This is a genomic window from Halovibrio variabilis, assembly GCF_007991175.1.
Lineage (GTDB): Bacteria > Pseudomonadota > Gammaproteobacteria > Pseudomonadales > Halomonadaceae > Vreelandella > Vreelandella variabilis.
Genome location: NZ_BJXV01000001.1, coordinates 203,565 through 224,120, shown reverse-complemented (window position 1 = coordinate 224,120; position 20,556 = coordinate 203,565). Strand labels below are relative to the sequence as shown.

General features: G+C 52.2%; 20 protein-coding genes, 1 pseudogene and 2 riboswitches. Of the genes and pseudogenes, 10 read left to right on the top strand and 11 right to left on the bottom strand.

Annotated elements, in window-relative coordinates; genetic code table 11:
• Nucleotides 1-2 precede the first annotated feature (2 nt).
• Nucleotides 3-569 (bottom strand): annotated as a pseudogene (locus HVA01_RS00940) (ATP-binding cassette domain-containing protein); the annotation flags it as partial.
• Between the two features lie 317 nt (nt 570-886).
• On the opposite strand from HVA01_RS00940, the gene HVA01_RS00935 reads away from it, so the two are divergent.
• The 4 genes from HVA01_RS00935 to HVA01_RS00920 are packed head-to-tail and all read left to right on the top strand — an operon-like array spanning nt 887 to nt 4,576.
• On the top strand, nt 887-1,291 hold the full coding sequence (locus HVA01_RS00935) for a ParB N-terminal domain-containing protein (protein WP_146872594.1): 405 nt from the start codon (nt 887-889) through the stop codon (nt 1,289-1,291).
• Complete coding sequence (locus tag HVA01_RS00930) at nt 1,281-2,417, top strand: cysteine synthase family protein (protein WP_146872593.1); 1,137 nt, start codon at nt 1,281-1,283, stop codon at nt 2,415-2,417. Before HVA01_RS00935 ends, HVA01_RS00930 begins: the two co-directional genes overlap by 11 nt.
• Nucleotides 2,407-3,357: an ATP-grasp domain-containing protein gene (locus HVA01_RS00925; protein ID WP_146872592.1), complete on the top strand. Its 951-nt coding sequence runs from the start codon at nt 2,407-2,409 to the stop codon at nt 3,355-3,357. Before HVA01_RS00930 ends, HVA01_RS00925 begins: the two co-directional genes overlap by 11 nt.
• Nucleotides 3,350-4,576, top strand: coding sequence for an MFS transporter (locus HVA01_RS00920; protein ID WP_146872591.1), 1,227 nt, complete (start codon nt 3,350-3,352; stop codon nt 4,574-4,576). Before HVA01_RS00925 ends, HVA01_RS00920 begins: the two co-directional genes overlap by 8 nt.
• An 84-nt stretch (nt 4,577-4,660) precedes the next feature.
• Here HVA01_RS00920 and HVA01_RS00915 read toward each other — a convergent pair whose 3' ends face one another.
• Together HVA01_RS00915 and HVA01_RS00910 are read right to left on the bottom strand one after the other, a co-directional pair.
• Nucleotides 4,661-5,110, bottom strand: coding sequence for a nucleotide triphosphate diphosphatase NUDT15 (locus HVA01_RS00915; protein WP_146872590.1), 450 nt, complete (start codon nt 5,108-5,110; stop codon nt 4,661-4,663).
• Nucleotides 5,110-6,369, bottom strand: a complete 1,260-nt coding sequence (locus HVA01_RS00910; RefSeq protein WP_146872589.1) for an FAD-dependent oxidoreductase — start codon at nt 6,367-6,369, stop codon at nt 5,110-5,112. Before HVA01_RS00910 ends, HVA01_RS00915 begins: the two co-directional genes overlap by 1 nt.
• Before the next feature lie 238 nt (nt 6,370-6,607).
• Between HVA01_RS00910 and HVA01_RS00905 the strand changes: the two genes are divergently transcribed.
• Nucleotides 6,608-7,141 (top strand): TetR/AcrR family transcriptional regulator, encoded by a 534-nt coding sequence (locus HVA01_RS00905; protein WP_170243447.1) that lies wholly within the window; start codon nt 6,608-6,610, stop codon nt 7,139-7,141.
• Between the two features lie 96 nt (nt 7,142-7,237).
• Here the strand turns inward: HVA01_RS00905 and HVA01_RS00900 are convergent, their stop codons facing one another.
• The 3 genes from HVA01_RS00900 to HVA01_RS00890 form a co-directional block, all read right to left on the bottom strand.
• Nucleotides 7,238-8,827 carry an ABC-F family ATPase gene (locus HVA01_RS00900; protein WP_146872587.1) on the bottom strand — a complete coding sequence of 530 codons (1,590 nt, stop codon included), beginning with the start codon at nt 8,825-8,827 and terminating at the stop codon, nt 7,238-7,240.
• Between the two features lie 94 nt (nt 8,828-8,921).
• Nucleotides 8,922-9,776, bottom strand: a complete 855-nt coding sequence (locus HVA01_RS00895) for a sirohydrochlorin chelatase (RefSeq protein ID WP_146872586.1) — start codon at nt 9,774-9,776, stop codon at nt 8,922-8,924.
• 22 nt (nt 9,777-9,798) lie between these two features.
• The gene (locus HVA01_RS00890) at nt 9,799-10,713 is read right to left on the bottom strand and encodes a histone deacetylase family protein (protein ID WP_146872585.1); all 915 of its coding nucleotides are present in this window, start codon (nt 10,711-10,713) and stop codon (nt 9,799-9,801) included.
• Nucleotides 10,714-10,749: 36 nt separating this feature from the next.
• Between HVA01_RS00890 and HVA01_RS00885 the strand changes: the two genes are divergently transcribed.
• The gene (locus tag HVA01_RS00885; protein WP_146872584.1) at nt 10,750-11,325 is read left to right on the top strand and encodes a gamma-glutamylcyclotransferase; all 576 of its coding nucleotides are present in this window, start codon (nt 10,750-10,752) and stop codon (nt 11,323-11,325) included.
• Between the two features lie 11 nt (nt 11,326-11,336).
• On the opposite strand, the gene HVA01_RS00880 is transcribed toward HVA01_RS00885, so the two are convergent.
• Entirely contained in the window at nt 11,337-11,630 is a 294-nt protein-coding gene (locus tag HVA01_RS00880) for a hypothetical protein (protein ID WP_146872849.1), read from the bottom strand.
• A 222-nt stretch (nt 11,631-11,852) separates the two neighbouring features.
• Between HVA01_RS00880 and HVA01_RS00875 the strand changes: the two genes are divergently transcribed.
• The 3 genes from HVA01_RS00875 (at nt 11,853) to HVA01_RS00860 (ending at nt 16,216) form a co-directional block, all read left to right on the top strand.
• Entirely contained in the window at nt 11,853-13,526 is a 1,674-nt protein-coding gene (locus tag HVA01_RS00875; RefSeq protein ID WP_146872583.1) for an isovaleryl-CoA dehydrogenase, read from the top strand.
• Between the two features lie 105 nt (nt 13,527-13,631).
• A riboswitch (glycine riboswitch) is annotated at nt 13,632-13,733 on the top strand.
• Nucleotides 13,734-13,838, top strand: a riboswitch (glycine riboswitch).
• Entirely contained in the window at nt 13,822-15,159 is a 1,338-nt protein-coding gene (locus tag HVA01_RS00870) for a D-amino acid dehydrogenase (protein ID WP_146872582.1), read from the top strand. Its footprint overlaps the riboswitch before it by 17 nt.
• 292 nt (nt 15,160-15,451) lie before the next feature.
• Entirely contained in the window at nt 15,452-16,216 is a 765-nt protein-coding gene (locus HVA01_RS00860) for a M15 family metallopeptidase (RefSeq protein ID WP_218031518.1), read from the top strand.
• Between the two features lie 7 nt (nt 16,217-16,223).
• Here the strand turns inward: HVA01_RS00860 and HVA01_RS17730 are convergent, their stop codons facing one another.
• The 3 genes from HVA01_RS17730 to HVA01_RS00845 form a co-directional block, all read right to left on the bottom strand.
• Entirely contained in the window at nt 16,224-16,490 is a 267-nt protein-coding gene (locus HVA01_RS17730) for a type II toxin-antitoxin system RelE/ParE family toxin (protein ID WP_281288453.1), read from the bottom strand.
• Nucleotides 16,487-16,672 (bottom strand): type II toxin-antitoxin system RelB family antitoxin, encoded by a 186-nt coding sequence (gene relB / locus HVA01_RS00850; protein ID WP_146872581.1) that lies wholly within the window; start codon nt 16,670-16,672, stop codon nt 16,487-16,489. The genes HVA01_RS17730 and relB overlap by 4 nt, the downstream gene beginning before the upstream one ends.
• Before the next feature lie 80 nt (nt 16,673-16,752).
• Nucleotides 16,753-17,277 carry an aminotransferase class III-fold pyridoxal phosphate-dependent enzyme gene (locus HVA01_RS00845; RefSeq protein ID WP_246129362.1) on the bottom strand — a complete coding sequence of 175 codons (525 nt, stop codon included), beginning with the start codon at nt 17,275-17,277 and terminating at the stop codon, nt 16,753-16,755.
• Between the two features lie 218 nt (nt 17,278-17,495).
• On the opposite strand from HVA01_RS00845, the gene HVA01_RS00840 reads away from it, so the two are divergent.
• Nucleotides 17,496-18,257, top strand: coding sequence for an SDR family NAD(P)-dependent oxidoreductase (locus tag HVA01_RS00840; RefSeq protein ID WP_146872580.1), 762 nt, complete (start codon nt 17,496-17,498; stop codon nt 18,255-18,257).
• 94 nt (nt 18,258-18,351) lie between these two features.
• Here HVA01_RS00840 and HVA01_RS00835 read toward each other — a convergent pair whose 3' ends face one another.
• Nucleotides 18,352-20,487, bottom strand: a complete 2,136-nt coding sequence (locus tag HVA01_RS00835) for a PhoX family protein (protein ID WP_146872579.1) — start codon at nt 20,485-20,487, stop codon at nt 18,352-18,354.
• Between the last annotated feature and the right edge of the window lie 69 nt (nt 20,488-20,556).

The window sequence follows — 20,556 nt, the reverse complement described above, 5'->3', positions numbered from 1 at the left end:
GGTTAGCCGACGCCCTGACTACGCAGGTAATCGTCATAACTGCCGCTGAAATCAACAATGCCTTCCGGCTGCATATCAATAATGCGTGTGGCTAGCGATGACACAAATTCGCGGTCGTGGCTAACAAACATCAATGTGCCGGGATAGTTTTCCAGCGCCAGGTTCAGCGCCTCGATAGACTCCATATCCAGGTGGTTCGTCGGCTCATCCATCAGCAGCACGTTGGGCTGAGTGAGGATTAACTTACCGAACAGCATGCGCCCCTGCTCACCACCGGAAATTACTTTCACCGATTTGCCAATATCGTCGCTGGAAAACAGCATCCGTCCCAGCGCACCGCGAACCACCTGCTCGCCACCTTGGGTCCATGCCGACATCCACTCAAACAACGTGGCGTCGACGGCAAAGTCGTCGCTGTGATCCTGGGCGAACACACCCACCTCGGCGGCCTATCGCCGTCACAGTTCTTGGTTAACAGCATCGATGTCGATGGAGTTACGGTGAATTTTCTTAGCCTGATCAAAGCGGATAAACGGGCTGATACGGCAGGAAGGTTTGACCTCATTGAGCACACCATGCAGCCATACCACACGAAAATCAAATAAATTCAGTGACATAACACAACTTAAAAGCCGATAAAAAATATATTGATTTATGATCATTTAAATACTAAAATTTATAAACCGATACGCTTCGTATCGTTTTTATTTCTCTCATTTCTCAAGCGTATAACGCCATGGATAAGGCTTTATAACGAGCAATGGTGCATCACTAGGCTACAACGAGGCTGGTGTTACATAAATTATAACTGAGGCTTACTTCACCTTCATGACGGCAAGTAAACACCTTTAAGAGTGGCGTAAGAATTAATTAAAGGCTGACGAAAATGATTAAATTAATAGACATAATGATTCTTAAGCCACATGAATCAATTAACGAAGAAAGAGTCAATGAAATTGCTAACTTAATAATTAATGAAGGCCTCTGGAAGCATCCAATAGTTATTGATAATAAAACTAAAATTATTATGGATGGGCATCATCGATATCATGCAGCAAAGAAACTAGGCTTAATATCAATTCCTTGTTGGCTACTTTCATATGACGATGCTTACTTAAATGTTTTAAGTTGGAAAACAGGAGAATCTTTTGATATTAAAGGCATAATAGATGTAGTGGATAAAGGCACGCTGTATCCACCAAAAACCACTCGCCACATCATCACAAGAGAAATAGAATTTCAACCAATATTAATAAAAAAACTTAGGAAAGGATTGAGCCATGAATTTTAAAAACATTCTTCAGTGTGCTGAAAAAACACCATTAGTTAGTCTTGATCGCATCAACGATGCTTTAGGCACTAATGTAGTGGTTAAATTAGAAAAATTCAACCCTGGGGGAAGCATTAAAGACAGAGCGGCCATCGCATTAATTAAGAAAGCTGAAATCCAGGGATATTTAAAGCCTGGCGGAACAATTATTGAATCGTCTTCTGGCAACTTTGCAATTAGCTTAGCTATGATTGGAGCTGCTAGGGGGTATAAGGTTATAGTACTAGTAGACCCTAAAACGACCAACACTAATATTTCTTTAATGAAAGCATATGGAGCCAAGGTAGTAGTAGTGGAGGAAAAAGATGATACAGGCTCATATCATAAAACGCGAATTAAACAAGCGAATGAGTTAGCACAAGTTATTGAAAATAGTTATCGACCTGATCAGTGTTTCAATATCTTGAGCAGTTATGCGCACTACGAGTCAACCGCAACAGAAATTTATGAACAAACTAAAGATGAGGCTGATGCTATTGTATGTGCAGTCAGCACCGGTGGGCAAATCGGTGGGATTTCGAAGTTCTATAAAGAAAAAAAAAGCAGCTGTAAAATCTGTTGTGTTGATGCATTTGGTTCTGGAATTTTTAGCCCAGAAACTTATCCATATAAAATACCTGGTGTAGGGTTAGGATGGACTCCGCGAAACATATTAGATGTTAACAATATAGATTATGTTTTTAAAATACATGATGAAAGTGCATTTATTGCTTCTCGTCTACTATGTCGGCATGAAGGCATACTTTGTGGAGTTTCCTCTGGCGCGGTATTGCTAGGCGCATTAAAACTATCTATCTCTATGAAAAGCACTAGACCAATTATTGCAGTGATGGGTGATAGTGGAGAAAGGTACATTGATACATTGTTCAATGAAGACTGGCTTTATGAAAATGGTATTGATACAACTAATGACATTTTTCACTTTAAAAAGCTAATTAATAGGATCGACCCTCCTCAGAAATCGCCTAATATTTATTCTAACTACAGAGATGATTTAATAAAAGAGCTGAAAGTCCCCAACACTACCATCACACACTTTCCGAAAATAAAATTCACTAAAAATCACGGTGGCTTGCATGACTTATAAAAAAGAAATATTATTCATTGGCAATGATTTTGATAAATTTGATCATGACATTTTGTTTCCTATTATTAGAGCGATGGGGGTAAACATTAAAAGGGTTCACCCATCTGAAATATCAGTTTTCTTTAGTACTGATAGTGCTACCTTCTATCATGACAACGAAGTTCTTAGGCCAGATTTAGTTGTCGGCTGGGTGTTTGAAGATATTTTACATCTAGGTATAAATATACTTGAAGCCTTTGAGAGAAACGGTGTTCCGGTAATAAACAAAGGACACGTTTTATATTGCGCCCAAAACAAGTATATAAATACTGCTATGATGCAAGCAGCTGGAGTTCCTTTTCCTGGAGCATTATCTGGAAAGAAGCTTAGCTTTATAAGAAAACATCACAGAAAGTTCAATTTCCCTCTAGTAATCAAACCAATAATTGGATTTGGTGGTCATGGAATTCATAAAATAATGGATGAAACTGAGCTTTTTGATTTACTCGAAAGCTCAAGTGGCGAATATTACCTACAACCTTTCATAAATAATCCAGGTCGAGATATTAGGATAATTTGCATTAACCACAAGGTGGTCAATGCAATATATCGTATTGCAAAAGATGGGGAATGGATTACAAACTTAAGCTCGGGCGCAACTCCTGTTTACTTTGAGCCTAGTGAAGAATTAATAAAAATTGCAGAGAAGGCCTCACTAGCTGCCGGTACGTTATATTCAGGTCTTGATATTATCGAATGCCTCGCAGAGAATAACTATCAAGTACTTGAAGTTAACAGCTGCCCTAGTACCCACTACGCTTATACCAACTCTGATGAAGAACCCAGAATCCTTTACTATCTAGCTGACTACCTAGTTCAAGCTGCCCATGACTATGAGCGAGCTATAAATTTTTGGAAACCATGTAATAAAGCATACATAAAGGTTAAAGAAAGTGTATAAATCTCTCAAGAATCGTGATTTTTTTTTCGCATGGGTAAGCTATACCCTCTCCGCTATTTCGACCTCATTTATACCAACAATTGTTACACTAATAATCATAGACCAATTTTCTAATATATCATTATTAGGGTGGATTCTCGGATCCAGAACTGCAGGTTTCATCATCGGTGCTGTTTTTTCAGGAGTAATCACCGATCATTTTCGTCCGAAGAAAGTTATGTTTTTTTCGGCTTTTGTAAGATTTTTTGCATTAGTTTTTCTGATTATACTTCTATCTTCTGGCCAAGCTTTGTGGGCTACCTTTATGATCGCTTTAATTGGTTGTGGGGAAGGTTTTTTCAGAAACTCATATCTATCCTTAATAGCAGGTGCAGTACCTGAAAAAGAACGTATGTCAGCTAATGCAGTCTCTACTTTAAGTATGAGACTTTCTCTGACAGTTGCTCCTTTACTCGCCACAGTAATATATACGACTATTAATGGATACTTTGCTTTATGGATAGCATGCGGAACGCTCCTTGTTCCTTGTGTCCTCATTTTAAGTATAAAATCCTCGAAAAAGAAACCTATTACCAAAATGAGCTTATCTTTTTTTTTGAATGGCTACAAAGAGGGCCTGGATGAGGCAAGTTCCCACCGTTGGTTTTTAGCCGGGTTAACTGCTCTTGCTATTTGGCTATCAATGAGTTACTCAATTCAACAAATAATGCTACCTGTTACAAGTAAAGAAATGTTTGGCAGCAATACTCTAATTGGTATTGCTCTAGGTTGTTATTCTGCTGGAGCCATAGCAGCTTCAGTATTCATTGGTCGCATAGGTGCTAAAAAGATTGGATTAGTTGCATTTATTGGCTTAAGCTTCTATGGTTTTGTGCCACTTGCATTAGCTTATGGTGAGTCAAAATATTTAATATTATTAGCATACTTTATTGGCGGCATCGGCATTGAAGCGTTTAACATACCGTGGTTTACAGCAATACAGCGTGAAGTTCCTGAGAGTCTAATTGGAAGAGTTACGTCTTTTGACTTTTTGGTATCCTATGGCGTCGCTCCTATCACCCTCGCTATTTTTCCCTATGCAATTGATATATTTGGGTCTGATTACGTCTTATACTTTGCTGGCTTGATAACAATATTTTCTTCACTTATCGCGCTCTTAGTTCCCGGCGCGATCACCCTTCGAGATCCAAAGAAAAAATTTAAAATGAATTTAGCTTGATTAATTAAGCTCGTGAAAAATTGAACTGAACTTATTATAGAGTGTTATGCATTTCGCAACTTAAGGCAGTTTTATTGGTGAAGTTTATACAACACAGTAAGTGCTCCATCCCTTTGGGCATTGGTTGTCCTTCCATAAGCTGATCATTGCTTCGCTTGCAGGGAATAGTGGAGTGGGAAGGTCTGAGCGTGGAAACCAATCCCATTCTGAGAAGACATCCGGTTCGGTCAGCCGTGCGACAGCGAGATTATCAGCAAGAGAAACCCTAGCTGCAGCAGTGACGGCTGTTCTGTTAGCCGCCAATTGTTGCATAATCGCAAAAATAGTGGCGGACTGTTGAGTAATAATGCCTGTTTCTTCCTGAAGTTCACGCAAAGCTGCAACCTCAAAGGTTTCTCCTGGCTCGACATGCCCGCCAGGTAAGCACCAACTGGGTGTTTCTCCAGCTTTGATACGATAGCCAAGGAGAATATTACCATCAGCACGGGTAATAATGACGCCGACACCGACGCGGGATGAATTTGAATCAGACATCAGGCATATTCCTCAAGCGTTTCAAGTACGGCGCTAGCTGCGTAGTGGCCACTGATAAATGCCGCCACGATACCACGGAATAAACCACAGGCATCTCCGACGACCCAAGTGGGACGATTGGGGAGGCGTAATGTACCATCGACCTCAGGATACCAGCCGATTCCCTCCAGAGTAGGACCGATCAGTCTCGTTTCGTTATGTTCAATGGAAGGAAAACGGTTAATGAGTTTTCTTAAACCTAGTAACATGGCATTGGCAACTTCTTTTCCGTAAATAGCGTCCATTTTTGAGGTAGTGGACTGTTCACTTTCAAGCCACGCCATAAGCGAAATCTCGAAATAAGTGCCCTTCTCACGCATTGCTGCTCTAATTATATCAATGGTTCGTTTTGCTAAGGTTTCGTCAAAGATGCGTGTGTTGAAGCCGACATTGGATTGATCCGAGGGTGGGCCATCGGAATGTCCGGATACCGTCCACAATCCTTGGGTCTGAGTGAGAACGGTTCTGCCGTTGCGACAAGCACAGAAAGTTCTCCACTCTGTGGTGTCAGAAGCAGCACGTAATGTTAGCTTAGGATCCAGATTGGAAAGGGACTGAAAGAATGCAAGCTCGCTGGGTTGTTCGATACGAAATCCTACCTCTAGTCGACGAAAGGTTTTCTTAATGTCTTCTTTGATATCGAGCGCGCCAAAACGACCAGTCGCCCAAATCAACGTTTTGGTAGCGATTTCGTAAGTTCTCTGTGTATGTTGCAGCTCCAGATAATGCCGTTTTGCCGACTCATCATATCGGTAGGTCGTCATACGCGTCTGAGAGGCAATATCAGCATCTAAGCTGCTGACTAAGCCGAATACCAGTTCCATGCGCGCTTGAAGTGAAAGGTAGTCTGAAGGGTAACTCTTAAGTACCCAGTCACCGACATCTGGAGAATGCGTATTGGTAACCGCCGGGAAGGATGGAGTGTTCAGGCCATGGTTGTTGAGCAACTGACATGTCCAGGCATAAGCATCATGCAACGCTTCACGCTTGGGCAAACGCCATAGATGACTGGCGGCAGGGAAAAATGAAAACTTTCCATCCGAATATAGCCCAGCCCCTCCATGGCCTTGCGTTAACTCCTTTTCTACTGCTCTTATTCGCTCGGCGATTTCGTTGCCTTGATCAATAAGAATGATTCGGCGCCCTTGGCAAGAGAGCCTCTGTGCGGCAGCTAAGCCTGCGGGGCCAGCTCCAATGATAGCGACATCGTAGCACTGCATGGTAAGCGGTCTCTGGGGTAACGATTAATGTTGTTCGCCAAGCTAAAGCGTGTAATAGCGGCTTCAACGCGCGTCATGTTATAATTAAAGCCTTAGAAGCACTTACTGATACGAACCGACCCGTATTGGTATTTATCCTAATCCTATTGAGCAGGTTTCGGCAAGGGTGTCATCCATGGTTTCTGTTTCTTCTCCACGGCCCGGTCGGCCACGGAGTACTTCGGCTGCTCCCAAGGTCATGCGAGCAGCGCTAGAGCTAGCATTCGAAGGTGGTATTCAGCATGCTAGCGTCGAGCGTATTTCTACCGTGTCTGGGGTGGCCAAATCGACCATCTATCGGCGCTGGCCGAATGCTGCAGCAATCGTTATGGATGCGTTTTTCGAGGAAGTAGGGCCGACGATCGCTTATGACCTGCGACTGCCCATCGTCGAAAATTTTTGCCACAGTGTCGGGGCATTGGTGGTGGCGTTAAAAGGATCGCGCGGGCAGTTGCTCCGGGAGTTGCTGGGGGCTGCACAGGCCGACCCCGACCTGCGTGAAGCTTTCGTGGAGCGCTGGATCATGCCCAGGCGCCGTATGGGTCGTGAGGCTATCGAAGGGGCTATCGCAAGAGGTGAACTGCGCCCAGAAATCGATCCAGAACTCACCTTGGATCTCATATACGGTGCCGTTTATTACCACTTGACTGTGTCATTCAGCGATATAGATGAATCCTTTGCTGCCAAGCTTGTGGAAGAGGTACTGAACCCCTACCTGAAGGCCCGGGCATAAGAAAAATTGCGGGCGTTCGGGGGTTAGGAAAACCAAAGCTGAGAACTGAGTAGCCCCCAGCATTGCAGGTGATTATCGCAAAATCTCTCTAGCCGTTTACACCACCCCTTGGCTGCGCAGGTAATCATCGTAGCTGCCGCTGAAATCGACAATGCCTTCCGGCTGCATATCAATAATGCGCGTAGCCAGCGAAGAGACGAACTCACGGTCGTGGCTAACAAACATCAACGTGCCGGGATAGTTTTCCAGCGCCAGGTTCAACGCCTCGATAGACTCCATATCCAGGTGATTGGTCGGCTCATCCATCAGCAGCACGTTGGGTTGAGTGAGGATTAACTTGCCGAACAGCATGCGCCCCTGCTCACCACCGGAAATCACCTTCACCGACTTGTCGATATCATCGCTGGAAAACAGCATCCGGCCCAGCGCACCGCGCACCACCTGCTCGCCACCTTGCGTCCAGGTGGACATCCATTCAAACAGCGTCGCGTCGACGGCGAAATCGTCACTGTGCTCCTGGGCGAACACGCCTAGGTCAGCGGCTTCGGTCCACTTCACTTCACCCGCGTCAGGGTGCAGATCACCCGCCAGAGTTTTCAGCAGCGTGGTTTTGCCAATGCCGTTAGGGCCAATAATCGCGATCCGTTCACCGGCTTCTACCGTCATGGAAAGACGTTCGAACAGCGGCTTTTCGCCGTTATAGCTCTTGGTGATGGCATCCACGTTGGCAGCGTTGCGGTGGATTTTCTTGGCCTGATCAAAACGAATAAACGGGCTAACCCGGCTGGATGGTTTGATATCTTCCAGCTTGATTTTATCGATTTGACGCGCCCGCGACGTGGCCTGCTTGGCCTTTGAGGCGTTGGCAGAGAAGCGGCTGACGAACTGCTGCAGTTCGGCAATTTGGGCTTTTTTCTTGGCGTTATCCGAATGCTGACGCTCGCGAACGGCGGTGGCAGCGGTCATGTAATCGTCGTAGTTACCCGGGAACAGGGTGATTTCGCCGTAATCCAGATCCGCCATGTGCGTGCAGACGCTATTCAGGAAGTGGCGGTCGTGGGAGATGATGATCATGGTGCTGTTACGCGCTTTGAGCATGTCTTCCAGCCAGCGGATTGTGTTGATATCCAGGTGGTTGGTCGGCTCATCGAGCAGCAGTACATCCGGGTCAGAAAATAGTGCCTGGGCGAGCAGTACCCGCAGCTTCCAGCCGGGGGATACGTCACTCATCGGGCCGGTGTGCTGCTCAATGGGAATGCCCAAGCCCAATAATAGCTCGCCCGCACGGGGTTCGGCGGTATAGCCGTCAAGCTCGGCAAAGCGGACTTCCAGATCGGCGACGGCCATGCCGTCCTCTTCGCTCATTTCGGCCAGCGAGTAAATACGCTCGCGCTCCGCCGCGACCGACCAGAGCTCAACGTTGCCCATGATCACCGTATCGATCACGCGCTCGTTTTCAAACGCGAACTGGTCCTGACGCAGCTTACCCAGCCGCGTGCTGCTGTCCAGCATCACTTGGCCGGAAGTGGGCTCCAAATCGCCACCCAAAATTTTCATAAAGGTGGATTTGCCGCAGCCGTTCGCGCCAATCAGGCCGTAGCGGTTGCCGTTATTGAATTTGACAGAGACATTTTCAAACAGGGGCTTAGCCCCAAACTGCATGGTGATATTGGCGGTTGCGATCACAAAAGAAGCCCGGTTAGCGTTTCATTTACTGTACGAAAGGCTCGCGATTCTACGCGCTATTGGTTGGGTATTCACCCATCAGACTTTCGTCATATCAGCTGATTGCAGGGATTTCGAGTAGAAAGCGTTGACCATCAAGCGCTTGGCGCAGCCGTGTGTGCAGGATATCGACAATCCCCGGGTGTTCGCCCGCCAGTTGGGTAGTGGTGATTGTCAGCCCTGGATGGCGCTGCTGCGCCTCGTGGCAAATGTCGGCAATATCACCGCCCTCCCCCGCATGGCGACCCGGCGAGAGAAACAGCATCGCCAGAATAACCGAGCCCGTGTGAAACTCAGGATTATCCAGCAGGCTTTCTAACAGCGGTTCGTTAAAGCGGTACTCGTCACCCTCGCGGCGCTCCATCGACGCGGCCACGACGCAGGTGGCGTCGTCGCCTAACAGCACGCTCAACTGCCCCGCCATACGGTTGCGCACGGCGGTGACCTCGGGAATCGGGCTGCCGTGATCGACCAGCGCAATACGTGGCTTTGTGCCTGGTGGGCGCTTTGCGCGCACGTTGTCGGCTAATAACTCGGCAAGACGCAGGTCGTTATCCCCCTGCTCATCCACCAACGGCTGGGCCACGCGCACCTTTACGTGAGGAAAATGCGCTTGCATCGTCGCCATGCGCTCGGGCAGGTAACCGGTGAGTGCTTTGCTGGGTCCAAAAAAGAACGGCAGAATGATAATTTCCGTTGCCCCCTGTTCCGCGCTGCGTTCAGCCGCGGGGCCCAGCGTAATCGCGGGAATACCATCCACCTCTTCAGCAGGAATTTTATTCGAGTGCAACAGTGAGGCCGCCTGGACGGTTTCGCCTATTTGTTGGCTGAGCGATGCCGCCACGTGGCGTAAGTTGTGCGTTGCCTGGGGCCGCAAGGAGCCGTTGTCCACCAGAAAAATCGCGCGCATGCTTGTCTCCTTTTCATTACGACTAGCCGATGCGTTCAAGCACATCCGCCGCTGCTCGATGAAGCTGTGCGTGCCGGTCTGCCAGCACGACGATATCACGGTCATAGCCACCGCCAATCACCGCGGCAACGGGAATACCCGCTTCGCGACAGCAGGTCAGCACATAGGCATCCCGGGCGTAAAGCCCTTGGCTGCTAAGCGCTAAATAGCCCAAGCGGTCGTCACGATGAACATCCACGCCAGCATCGTAAAGCACCACGTCAGGCTGATAGGCCGCCAGCAGCCCTGGCAATCGCGATGCCAGCACCGCTAGGTAGGCCTCGTCTTCCATCCCATTGGGCAGGGCGACGTCTAAATCACTTTTCGCCTTGTGCGCGGGAAAGTTGCCGCCAGCGTGCATTGAAAAGGTAAACACCCCCGAGACGCCTTCAAACAGCCGCGCCGTGCCATCACCTTGGTGAACATCGCAATCCACAATCAGCACCCGCTCGACCCAGCCTAGGGCCAGGGCGTGAGCCGCTGCCACGGCGAGGTCATTGATTAAACAGTAACCACTTGCCGCATCGGCATGGGCGTGGTGCGTGCCGCCGGCTGAATTGCAGGCAAGACCGCTCGCCAGGGCAACCTCTAAGGTCATCAGCGTGCCGCCAGTTTCCAGCCGTACACGTTCGACTAACGCCTGGGACCACACAAACCCGCTGCGACGCTGGGCGACGCGGTTAAGCGTACCGTGCAAAAAGGCATCCAGATAGGTGCGCGTATGTACTCGCGCCAAGGCGTCAATGCTCGCGGGGTTTGGCGTAAGCCACTCGATGGGTGTCGCCAAGGACTGCTCGCCGAGCCGTTGGCGAAGCACTCGAAATTTCTCCATCGGAAAGGGGTGGCTGACTGGTAAATCAATCGTATAACCAGGATGATGGATGATCGTTAACGCCATTGCGCGTTGCCACTCGGGTAAATACCTAGATGCCTTATGTTGCTTGATACCACCGCTATAAACCAGCAAAGAAACTTTTTCGATAAGCACGCCGACCTGTGGCTATTTGGCTATGGGTCGCTGATTTGGAAGGCTGATTTTGCCTACTTAGAACGCCAGCCCGCCTACATTACCGGCTGGGCAAGGCGCTTTTGGCAAGCCTCCCACGACCACCGCGGCACCCCCGAGGCGCCAGGTCGTGTGGCCACGCTGATACGCGCGCCGGGCGCAGTGTGCCACGGCATGGCCTACCGCATTACCCCCGACGTGCTTGGGCCATTGGATGTGCGCGAGAAAAACGGCTACCTGCGGGAAAAAGTCCCACTGACCTTTCTTGACCACAACGGCGGCGAGGCCGGGCAGCGCGAGGGGCTTATTTATTTGGCCAGCGGCGACAACCCGGCGTTTCTCGGCGAGGCATCACTTGTCGATATCGCCCATCAAATTGCTAACGCCCATGGCCCCAGCGGCTCTAACCGTGAGTACTTGGTCAATTTGGCCAAGGCGCTACGCGAGCTAGGCGTAGAGGACGCGCATATTTTTGCGCTTGAGAAACAGCTGGAATCGACCTAAACAACGCGCCGCTACATCATCAGCCACGAGAGGATAAACAGCCCCAGCAGGGTACGCAGGATTCCGCCAAGCAGTGAACCACGCAAAAATGCACGCAAACCGCCCCACAGAATCAATAACCCAATGACCAGCACAACAATGCTAAAAAACGAGTCGTTGATCCCTAGCGAGCGGGTCAAGCCGTCAATAAAATCGCCGAATGCGGAAAAGAAGTTGGTAAAAATACCTAATAAAAAATCCACCACCACGCGGATGGCTTCGCCGATGGACTCGCCGATTTCGTCAAAAAAGCCGTTTGCTTGCACTGCATTTGCTTGCATTGATAACACCTAAATTAGCACCCAAGGCTGAGAAGGATAAGCGTGGTATTACTGGGCAAGGGGGGTATTGTCGGTTAAATGCTTCCGCTGAGCAAAGCGCAACCGCATGGCCCTGGGCCGCCGCTCTGATTTTTAGCGTCATTCCCGTCAAGCGACTACCCTAAAAACTATAAAACGATCGTTTAAACGACAACAAAGGTGATCGCCATGACGCAGCGCTACCCGCTTGCCGAACAACTTCAAGCCAGCACCCATCGGGTGGAAAATCAGCCGCCAACGCTGGAAAATTACAATAGCTACACCGCTGATCAAGCCCTTCAAGAGGGCGTCAAACGCGAAGGCGCCGCCGATGCCGACAATCGCCTGGAAGCGTTTGGCCAGTGGGCGGGTTCAGCCGCGGCAATTGCGCTCGGGTTTGAAGCCAATTACCACGCACCGCAATTAGTTACCCACGACCGGCAAGGCCACCGGGTCGATTTGGTCGCTTTTCACCCCGCCTATCATGAGCTGATGCGAACGGCGGTGGAGCAAGGCCTGCACGCCAGCCCCTGGCGCAGCCCTCAGCCAGGGGCGCACGTGGCCCGAGCCGCCAACTACTTTCTGCACACCCAGGTGGAAGCGGCCCACGGCTGCCCAATCACCATGACCTTTGCCGCCCTGCCTGCGCTTCGCCATCAGCCCAGCCTGTTGGAGAGCTGGGGGAATAAAATTACCGCGCCGCATTACGACCCGCGCAACGTGCCCTATTTCGAAAAACAAGGCGTCACCCTGGGCATGGCAATGACCGAGAAACAGGGCGGCTCCGATGTGCGCCAGAACACCACCCGCGCTTACCCGATTGACCAAGGCGGGCCCGGCGAAGCTTACGAGCTGGTGGGGCATAAGTGGTTTGTCTCGGCGCCAATGTGCGACGCCTTCCTGGTACTCGCTCAGGCCCCCGGCGGCTTGAGCTGCTTTCTGCTGCCCCGCTGGCGACCCGATGGCAGCAAGAACCCGCTCCACATCCAGCAGCTCAAGCGCAAAATGGGCAACGTGGCCAATGCGTCTACTGAGACCGAACTGCGCGGCGCCTTTGCCTGGATGGTGGGCGATGAGGGTCGCGGTGTGCGCACCATTATCGAGATGGTCGCCATGACCCGCTATGACTGCATGATTGGCTCCGCGGCCGGCATGCGCCAGGCCACTGCCCAGGCGATACACCACGCCACCCATCGCCACGCCTTTGGGGCGCGCCTAAGCGAGCAGCCGCTGATGCAAAACGTGCTCGCGGATTTGGCCATTGAGAGCGAAGCCGCCACTACCTTGATGCTGCGCATGGCGAGAGCCATGGATCACCAGGACAACGAACATGAGCGCCTGCTTTCGCGCATTGCCACCCCGGTCGGCAAGTACTGGATTTGTAAGCGCACGCCCCACCATGCCTACGAAGCAATGGAAGTGATTGGCGGCAGCGGCGTCATGGAAACCCATATGATGCCGCGCTTATTCCGCGAATCCCCCATCAATGCCATCTGGGAAGGCAGCGGCAATGTGCAGTGCCTGGATATTCTGCGCGCGATTGAAAAACAGCCCGAGGTGCTCGACGCCTACTTTACCGAACTCGCCCTTTCCCAGGGCGCCAATAGGCATCTTGATACGTTTGTGAGCAGCCTAAAGCGCGAACTGCAAACCACCCAAGCGCTCCAATACCGGGCCCGCCAGTTGGCCGATGGTATGGCCCTGGCATTACAGGCGGCCCTACTGATACAGCACGCCCCCGGCTACGTTGCTGATGCTTTCTGCGCAGGACGGCTTGCCAATCAAAACGGCCTGAATAGCGGCACGCTACCCACCGGGCTGGATTGCGCGGCGATCATCAAGCGTGCTCAGCCCTTGGCATAAAGCCCTTGGAGTGAACCCCGTAGAAGAAGCGTTCATGACCTTTGTCGTCTTTTATGCTAAAACTAGTCACAGTTAAAGCTGTCTGAACCAAGGACAGTAAACAATAAGGTGATAGCGGGAGAGCTTGGCGCATCAACAGTCGATGACGCTAGCGCCGAAGGAGCAACAACCCCGGAAACTCTCAGGCAACCGGACCGCTATCACACTCACTTTCCGAAGAGCGGCTGATGACTGCGTCACTCAGCCCACCGAAGGAGCAAGCGCCCCCCAGCGGTGCGTGAATCTCTCAGGTCCCATGACGGAAGGGGTACGCCCAGCAGCTTACGCCGTTAGGTGTGATTCCCGACGCTCATACAATCTGGAGAGAGCTATGCAACGCATTGCCGTTATTGGTGGTGGTATCACGGGCATTACCAGCGCCTACGCCCTGGCCAAACGTGGCTATGACGTTACCGTCTTTGAGAAGCATCGCTACGCGGCGATGGAAACGTCGTTTGCCAACGGTGGGCAACTCTCGGCGTCAAACGCCGAAGTATGGAACCACTGGCCGACCGTTATCAAAGGCCTGCGCTGGATGCTCAAAAACGATGCCCCGCTACTGGTCAACCCACGCCCCAGCTGGCACAAGCTTAGCTGGTTTGGCGAGTTTATGGCCGCCATTCCCAAGTACGCCGACAACACGATAGAAACAACGCGCTTAGCCATTGCGGCCCGCGAGCACCTGTTTCAGTGGGCGAAAGATGAGCAGATCGATTTTGATTTAAAGCAGAAAGGCATTTTGCATATCTACCGCGATAAAGCAGGCTATGAACACGCGGCTAAGGTGTCAAAACTGCTCAGTAAAGGCGGTCTGGAGCGCCAGCCGGTAACCCCTGAAGAGATGCGTGCCATCGAACCTACTCTGGCGGGCAGCTATTACGGCGGCTTCTTCACCGAAAGCGATGCCACCGGTGATATTCATAAGTTTACCCACGGCTTGGCAAAAGCCGCTGAGCGACACGGTGTAACACTTAAATATGGCCACAGCGTGCAGGATATCGGGGCTGATCAAAAACATGCCTGGATCACTGCCAACGACAGCACCGATCTCGGCGGCGAACCGGTGCGCGAAACCTTTGATAGCGTGGTGGTATGCGCCGGGGTGGGCAGTCGCGCCTTAGCGGCCAAACTCGGCGACCGGGTCAACATCTATCCGGTCAAAGGCTACTCGATTACCGTACAGCTTGATGACGCTGCCTCCCAACAGGCCGCGCCAACGGTCAGCCTGCTGGATGATGAAACCAAACTGGTCACGAGTCGTTTGGGCGATGAGCGTTTTCGTATTGCCGGCACTGCCGAATTTAACGGCTATAACCGCGATATCCGCGACAACCGCATCCGCCCGCTGATTCGCTGGGTGGAAGAATGCTTCCCCGGCGTCAGCACCCGCCGCGTAGTGCCCTGGGCAGGCCTGCGCCCGATGCTCCCCAATATGCTACCCAAGGTCGGCCCCGGTAAATTACCCACGGTGTTCTACAACACCGGCCATGGCCACCTGGGCTGGACACTCTCTGCCATTACTGCCGATATGTTGGCGGATGCGGTGGAAGATAAAAACGCTAGCACCCTGCAGACAAACCAGCCGCTCACCTAGCCATAGCCCACCATGACAACCGCACCTGAACGAACCTCCGCCATGGTTCGCTCAGGTGCGTCTTTGGCTATTGCATAGTCAAAACCTCAATGCATAGTCTTTTGTAGGCAACCATTATACATCTCAACGTGCCCTTAGCGGCTCATGTCAGCTTGTTAGAGATAGTATCGCTGTTCAGAACCCTTTGGCCCTTTGTGCTGACGGCGATTGCGGTGCTTATTCTATTAATCCTTTTTCCATCGCTGACGCTATGGCTGCCGACTCAATTTTGATAACACCCTCTTTGGATAACATGATGCCTTTGAACACACTCTTGAAGGCTTTGCCGCCGATACCCAGCCACCCAGCCCCCTGCTGGGAGCAGTTACGCCGTGCGCCTATTGAAGATAACGGTGAGCGCCTGGTACCAATGAGCCTAGCCCCGGCACCAGTCAGCGTATTCCCCGCCTATGCGCGACTGGGCATTCCTGGTGCGGTACCGGAGTGTTTTGTACGTGAGGGGGTTTATCGGGCGCTGCTCGCTGCGGCTCGCAGTTTACCCGACGGCATCGGCTTAATCGTACTCGACGGTTGGCGGCCATGGCGGGTTCAGCAGTACTTGTTTGATACCCTGCATGAGGCTATTCATCACCATCAACCTAACCTCAGTGAAGCGGAGTTACTGGAGCGCACCAGGGAGTTTGTTTCGGTACCCAGCCGCGACCCTTTAGCCCCCAGCCCACACCTCACCGGCGGCGCCGTGGATGTCACGCTTTGTGATGCCGATGGCTTACCACTGGATATGGGCACCCTATTTGATGAGGCGATTCCCGCCTCCCATAGCGACTATTTCGAGCATCTGGAAACGATTACCCCGCAGCAGCATAAGGCGCGGGATAACCGCCGCTTGCTGTATCACATCATGAGCGAGCAAAGCTTCACCAACCTACCCAGCGAGTGGTGGCACTTCGATTACGGCGATCAATTATGGGCCCACTATGGGCCGCATGAGTATGCTCTTTACGGCCCGGCAGAGCTGGATACCATTGAAAATCGCTGGCGAAGGCAGTTGGGGTAATGAGTAGCTAAGGGTATTCCTGGCGCGCGTGCAGAACGTTAACTATTTCAATGCTGCCTGCCGCTAAGCGGTAAACCACGGTGTCGTTAGGGTGCACGACGGCTTCTCGCGTACCGACAACACGGCCTGGGCGGTACAGGCAGGAATGCTGGGGTAGCCGCCTCAATCGCTTCTTCAATGGCTTGATAAAGCGCTTCGGCAGCGTAAGGGTTACGTAGGCTGGGATAGTCGAGAATAGCCCACAGTGATTCGCGGGCCTGGGGGCGCCACTCAACTAGCAGCATCACGACGCTTATCGATAAGCTCGCGCATCTCACCCATGACGTCATCGTGGGGGATTGAAGGCCGGGGATCATCCAGGCTGGCCTGCACGCGCTCGCGGAACCAACGCTGGTAGCTGTCGGCCTGCTCCTGCGTCTCAAACTCGCTGATAATCGGATCCAGTGGGGTGCCCATAAAGCGCCTCCTGTGTATGTTTGTGCCCGTCTAGTGCACCGCAGCCCTTTCTGTAAGCCTGAATGAGTAATTGGCGCTGCTCACACCGCTGGCGCTTCAAGCTCCAAAAAGCGCCGCACCCGGGCAATCGCCGAGCCGGTATTACCATGGTAAGAGCGGTAGGCAGAAAGGATTTTGCTACGCCCGGTATACAAGCGCGCCATACGGATGGCATTTTCATTGGCATCAGCACCCGCATTGGTGAAAAACACCTTACTGAAACCAGCGGGCGCTTTGGCGATAATGCGCTTGGCCGCTTCGCCACGGGCTAAATTGGCATGGGCCGGGGAAATGGTACACAGGCTTGCTGCCTGGGCCTGAATCGCGCTCACCACCTTGGGGTGCTGATGGCCGATATTGGTATTGACGAGCTGGCTGCTAAAATCCAGATACGAGCGTCCCACATAGTCCCATACGCGACACCCTTCAGCCCCTGCAATCACCATGGAGTCTAGGCTGCCTTGCAGTGCCCACGAGTGAAAAACATACTGGCAGTCTAGGCTGTGCACATAGGCATTATCCACCTCGCTGGCTGGTGGATGTGAAGCAGCAACATTGGCATTCATAGCAAGCACCCTGTTTAATCCATCGTAATAGCGTGCTAATCAGCCTAGAGACATAGGTCCTTGAGGCTGTAGGGCCAGTCTTCAGATAACACCGTGACAGTCAATGTCACATCGGTCGTTGCTAACTGGTCCTACACGCCTGTGCTACGGTTGATTAAAGTGAAACACCGATGGGCACGTTCGCCGTCTAAACCGTTAACTCATATGGAGATATCGCAATGCCTAGCGTACTTATCACCGGCGCCACTTCCGGGTTTGGTAGAGCAGCAGCGCAGCGCTTTGCTAAAGCAGGCTGGTCGTTGATTTTAACCGGCCGCCGTCAGGAACGTTTAGATGCCCTGGAAAAAGAACTAAGCCAGCAGGTAAATGTGCTGACACTGCCGCTGGATGTTCGCGACAGCGACGCGGTGACAACGGCGATTAGTGGCCTGCCAGAAGCGTTTCTTCCGCTCACTTGCTTGATTAACAATGCAGGGTTGGCGCTAGCACCGGAACCGGCGCAAAAGGTGGCGTTGGAGGATTGGCATACCATGATCGATACCAATATCACCGGCTTGGTCAACGTGACTCACGCGGCGTTGCCGCTACTGCTCAAAAACAGTGAAGGCGCCAGCATTCTCAACCTTGGTTCGGTAGCCGGGCAGTGGCCCTATCCAGGCGGGCATGTCTATGGGGCATCAAAAGCCTTTGTTCAGCAGTTCAGCTATAACCTGCGCTGCGATCTTTTAGGCACAGGTGTGCGGGTAACCGACCTGGCACCCGGTATGGCGGAAACCGAGTTTACGCTGGTTAGAACCAAAGGCGACCAGGCCGCTTCGGATGCGCTTTATAAAAGCACCACGCCACTTCAGGCAGAAGACATTGCCGAGCAACTTTATTATCTCGCGACACTGCCACCGCATATCAATATTAACCGCCTGGAAATTATGCCGGTCCGCCAAGCATGGTCAGCGTTTGCGGTTGATCGCGATCCTGCTTAACTGAATCAGCTTAAGAAAGCTAACATCAAAAAAAGCGTCGAACCTGGGGGTTCGACGCTCGTATCGGCATACTACAGAGTGTTTAAGCCTGGCTTTAAACGCCTACCGGCCCACCGTCACGCTTTTGGATAACCACGGTCGATGCCCTAGGGCGTACTTGGCCGCTGGTTGCCACAGTGGCGTCTTGGATCAGCGCGCTACCATCGGCGGGCCAATTGCTCGGGTGCTGGATATTAATAAACAGCGCGGTTTTATCCGGCGTGGTAAATATACCCGTCACTTCGCAGCCGTTGGGCCCGACCGCAAAGCGCTTGAGCTGCTGCTGGTTACTGTTATTGACGACCGGCCCAGTACCGCTGATAGCGTCCAGTGCTCCTGGCACAACGGCTAGCACTTGGTCGTTGGTGTACTCAGCCACCCCTTCATAGCCGTTATCGGTCTCGATCCAGAGAATGCCCTGACCGTCACCGCGCTCGTCAAACCAGAGCCCGTCGGGGCTGGCAAACTGGTTCATTTCGGTTAGTCCAGACAGGTTCTCAGCGTCGTCTGCGGCCGCGCCAAACACAAACACTTCCCAGCTAAAGGCATTGGGCAAGCGGCTTTCGCGCCAGCGAACAATGTGCCCTGCGCCGTTATTGGCACGCGGGTTGGCGGCATTGGTGGGGGCAGTCTCGTAGCCAACCCCCACTTGGGCAACCTCGTCGCCATCGTTAGTAAAAGTCGGTTCGCTATCACTGTCACTACGCTGCGAATTGTTGGTCAGCGTTAGATACACTTCACCAGAAGCTGGATCCACCGTTGCCCATTCGGGTCGGTCCATCGGGGTGGCGCCCATCAAATCCGCTGCATCGCAGGTATTGATAATCACACCGGCTAAATCGTTCTCTGCCAAGCCCAGCGCCGCTGCCAATGTGCGGCCATCGCGCGTCTGAGCATCAGGGGTTAGCGGCAGCCACTCACCGCTACCGTCGGCGTGAAAACGAGCCGCATAAAGAGTGCCGTTATCCATATATTTGTTGCCGATGGCAAGGCGGTCGTAGCGCTCGCCGGGGCGGTTGGCGTCGGCGGGATCCCAAGCGGCGTCCGAGACGTACTTGTACACATACTCATTGCGGGCATCGTGGCCTGAGTAATAAACAATTGGCTGACCGGCTTCCAGCTTACCCAGCCAGCAGCCCTCGTGGCGGAAACGCCCCAGCGCTGTACGCTTAACCGCTAGCGCATCGCTGTAAGGGTCGATTTCGACCTGATAACCGAAGGTACGTGCTTCGTTGCGATAATCGTCTTCCGCGCGCTCGCCCCTTGGCGTGATATTAAAGCGGGCAAACTCGTCATTTTCTTCTGAGGCGTCACCCGCCGAGGTTTCCCAGGCGTAACGGCCACGCTCGGTGGGAATGCCGATACGGGCGTCGTCCTGGAAGCGCTCGCCGGTGTGCACAAAGACATTCGGCCAGTTCTCTTCGCAGGCAATATAGGTGCCCCAGGGCGTGATGCCGTGCCCACAGTTATTGTTGGTACCCCGGGTCTGGGTGCCCGCTGGCGAAAAGCGTGTTTTAACATAGTCACTGCCCGCCACAGGGCCAGCCAGATCCATTGCCGTTGCGCTAGTAAAGCGGCGGTTATAGCGCGAGCCCGGCACATGCGCCCATTGCCCGCTGGCGTCTTTTTCGACTTCGACAATGGTGACACCATGGGCATTGATCTCGGTGCGCGACTCCTCCGCCGGACGCTCACCTTCATCCGCGTTAGTGGGACCACCTTGGGGTGCCCACAGGGCGGCTTGATCAATGTATTCGTTATTAAGCGCCAAAATAAAACGCCGCGAGGCGCTGTCGGTATCCAGCGGGAAGGCATCCATACCATCGTGGTGCATGCCCACACTGGCGGCCTGGCGCTCGGCGGTCATTGGCTGGTCGGGCTGCCAGCTGTCACCCGCGCTTAGCGGCGTGCCCCAAGGCACTAATACCTGGGCCATATAGCCCTCCGGCACCACCACGGCATCGGTACGTGAGCCATTGACCGCTTCAAACGCCAGCGTGAGCGGTGTTTTTTGTGATCCGTTTGAGGCAAGCGCCTGGGCGGCACCGCCAAAACTGAGCATGGAGGCAGCCGCCACGCTCAAGCCACCCCGCATTACATCACGCCGCGAGACATGGCGCGCCAATACCTCGGCGAAGGGTTGGTTGCCGCTTTGGTTAAACAGGCGATGATCTTCGATCTCTTTACTCATTTTTTGCGCTCCCCGGTCATTTTTTAGCCAACGGTTTAACGTCAATAGCCTATCGAAGCGAAATGACAG

Coding starts and splice junctions, on each gene's coding strand:
- HVA01_RS00935 (WP_146872594.1), top strand. CDS start 887: ATGATTAAATTAATAGACATAATGATTCTTAAGCCACATGAATCAATT.
- HVA01_RS00930 (WP_146872593.1), top strand. CDS start 1,281: ATGAATTTTAAAAACATTCTTCAGTGTGCTGAAAAAACACCATTAGTT.
- HVA01_RS00925 (WP_146872592.1), top strand. CDS start 2,407: ATGACTTATAAAAAAGAAATATTATTCATTGGCAATGATTTTGATAAA.
- HVA01_RS00915 (WP_146872590.1), bottom strand. CDS start 5,110: ATGTCTGATTCAAATTCATCCCGCGTCGGTGTCGGCGTCATTATTACC.
- HVA01_RS00910 (WP_146872589.1), bottom strand. CDS start 6,369: ATGCAGTGCTACGATGTCGCTATCATTGGAGCTGGCCCCGCAGGCTTA.
- HVA01_RS00905 (WP_170243447.1), top strand. CDS start 6,608: ATGCGAGCAGCGCTAGAGCTAGCATTCGAAGGTGGTATTCAGCATGCT.
- HVA01_RS00895 (WP_146872586.1), bottom strand. CDS start 9,776: ATGCGCGCGATTTTTCTGGTGGACAACGGCTCCTTGCGGCCCCAGGCA.
- HVA01_RS00890 (WP_146872585.1), bottom strand. CDS start 10,713: ATGGCGTTAACGATCATCCATCATCCTGGTTATACGATTGATTTACCA.
- HVA01_RS00885 (WP_146872584.1), top strand. CDS start 10,750: ATGTTGCTTGATACCACCGCTATAAACCAGCAAAGAAACTTTTTCGAT.
- HVA01_RS00875 (WP_146872583.1), top strand. CDS start 11,853: ATGACGCAGCGCTACCCGCTTGCCGAACAACTTCAAGCCAGCACCCAT.
- HVA01_RS00870 (WP_146872582.1), top strand. CDS start 13,822: ATGACGGAAGGGGTACGCCCAGCAGCTTACGCCGTTAGGTGTGATTCC.
- HVA01_RS00860 (WP_218031518.1), top strand. CDS start 15,452: ATGATGCCTTTGAACACACTCTTGAAGGCTTTGCCGCCGATACCCAGC.
- relB (WP_146872581.1), bottom strand. CDS start 16,672: ATGGGCACCCCACTGGATCCGATTATCAGCGAGTTTGAGACGCAGGAG.
- HVA01_RS00845 (WP_246129362.1), bottom strand. CDS start 17,277: ATGAATGCCAATGTTGCTGCTTCACATCCACCAGCCAGCGAGGTGGAT.
- HVA01_RS00840 (WP_146872580.1), top strand. CDS start 17,496: ATGCCTAGCGTACTTATCACCGGCGCCACTTCCGGGTTTGGTAGAGCA.
- HVA01_RS00835 (WP_146872579.1), bottom strand. CDS start 20,487: ATGAGTAAAGAGATCGAAGATCATCGCCTGTTTAACCAAAGCGGCAAC.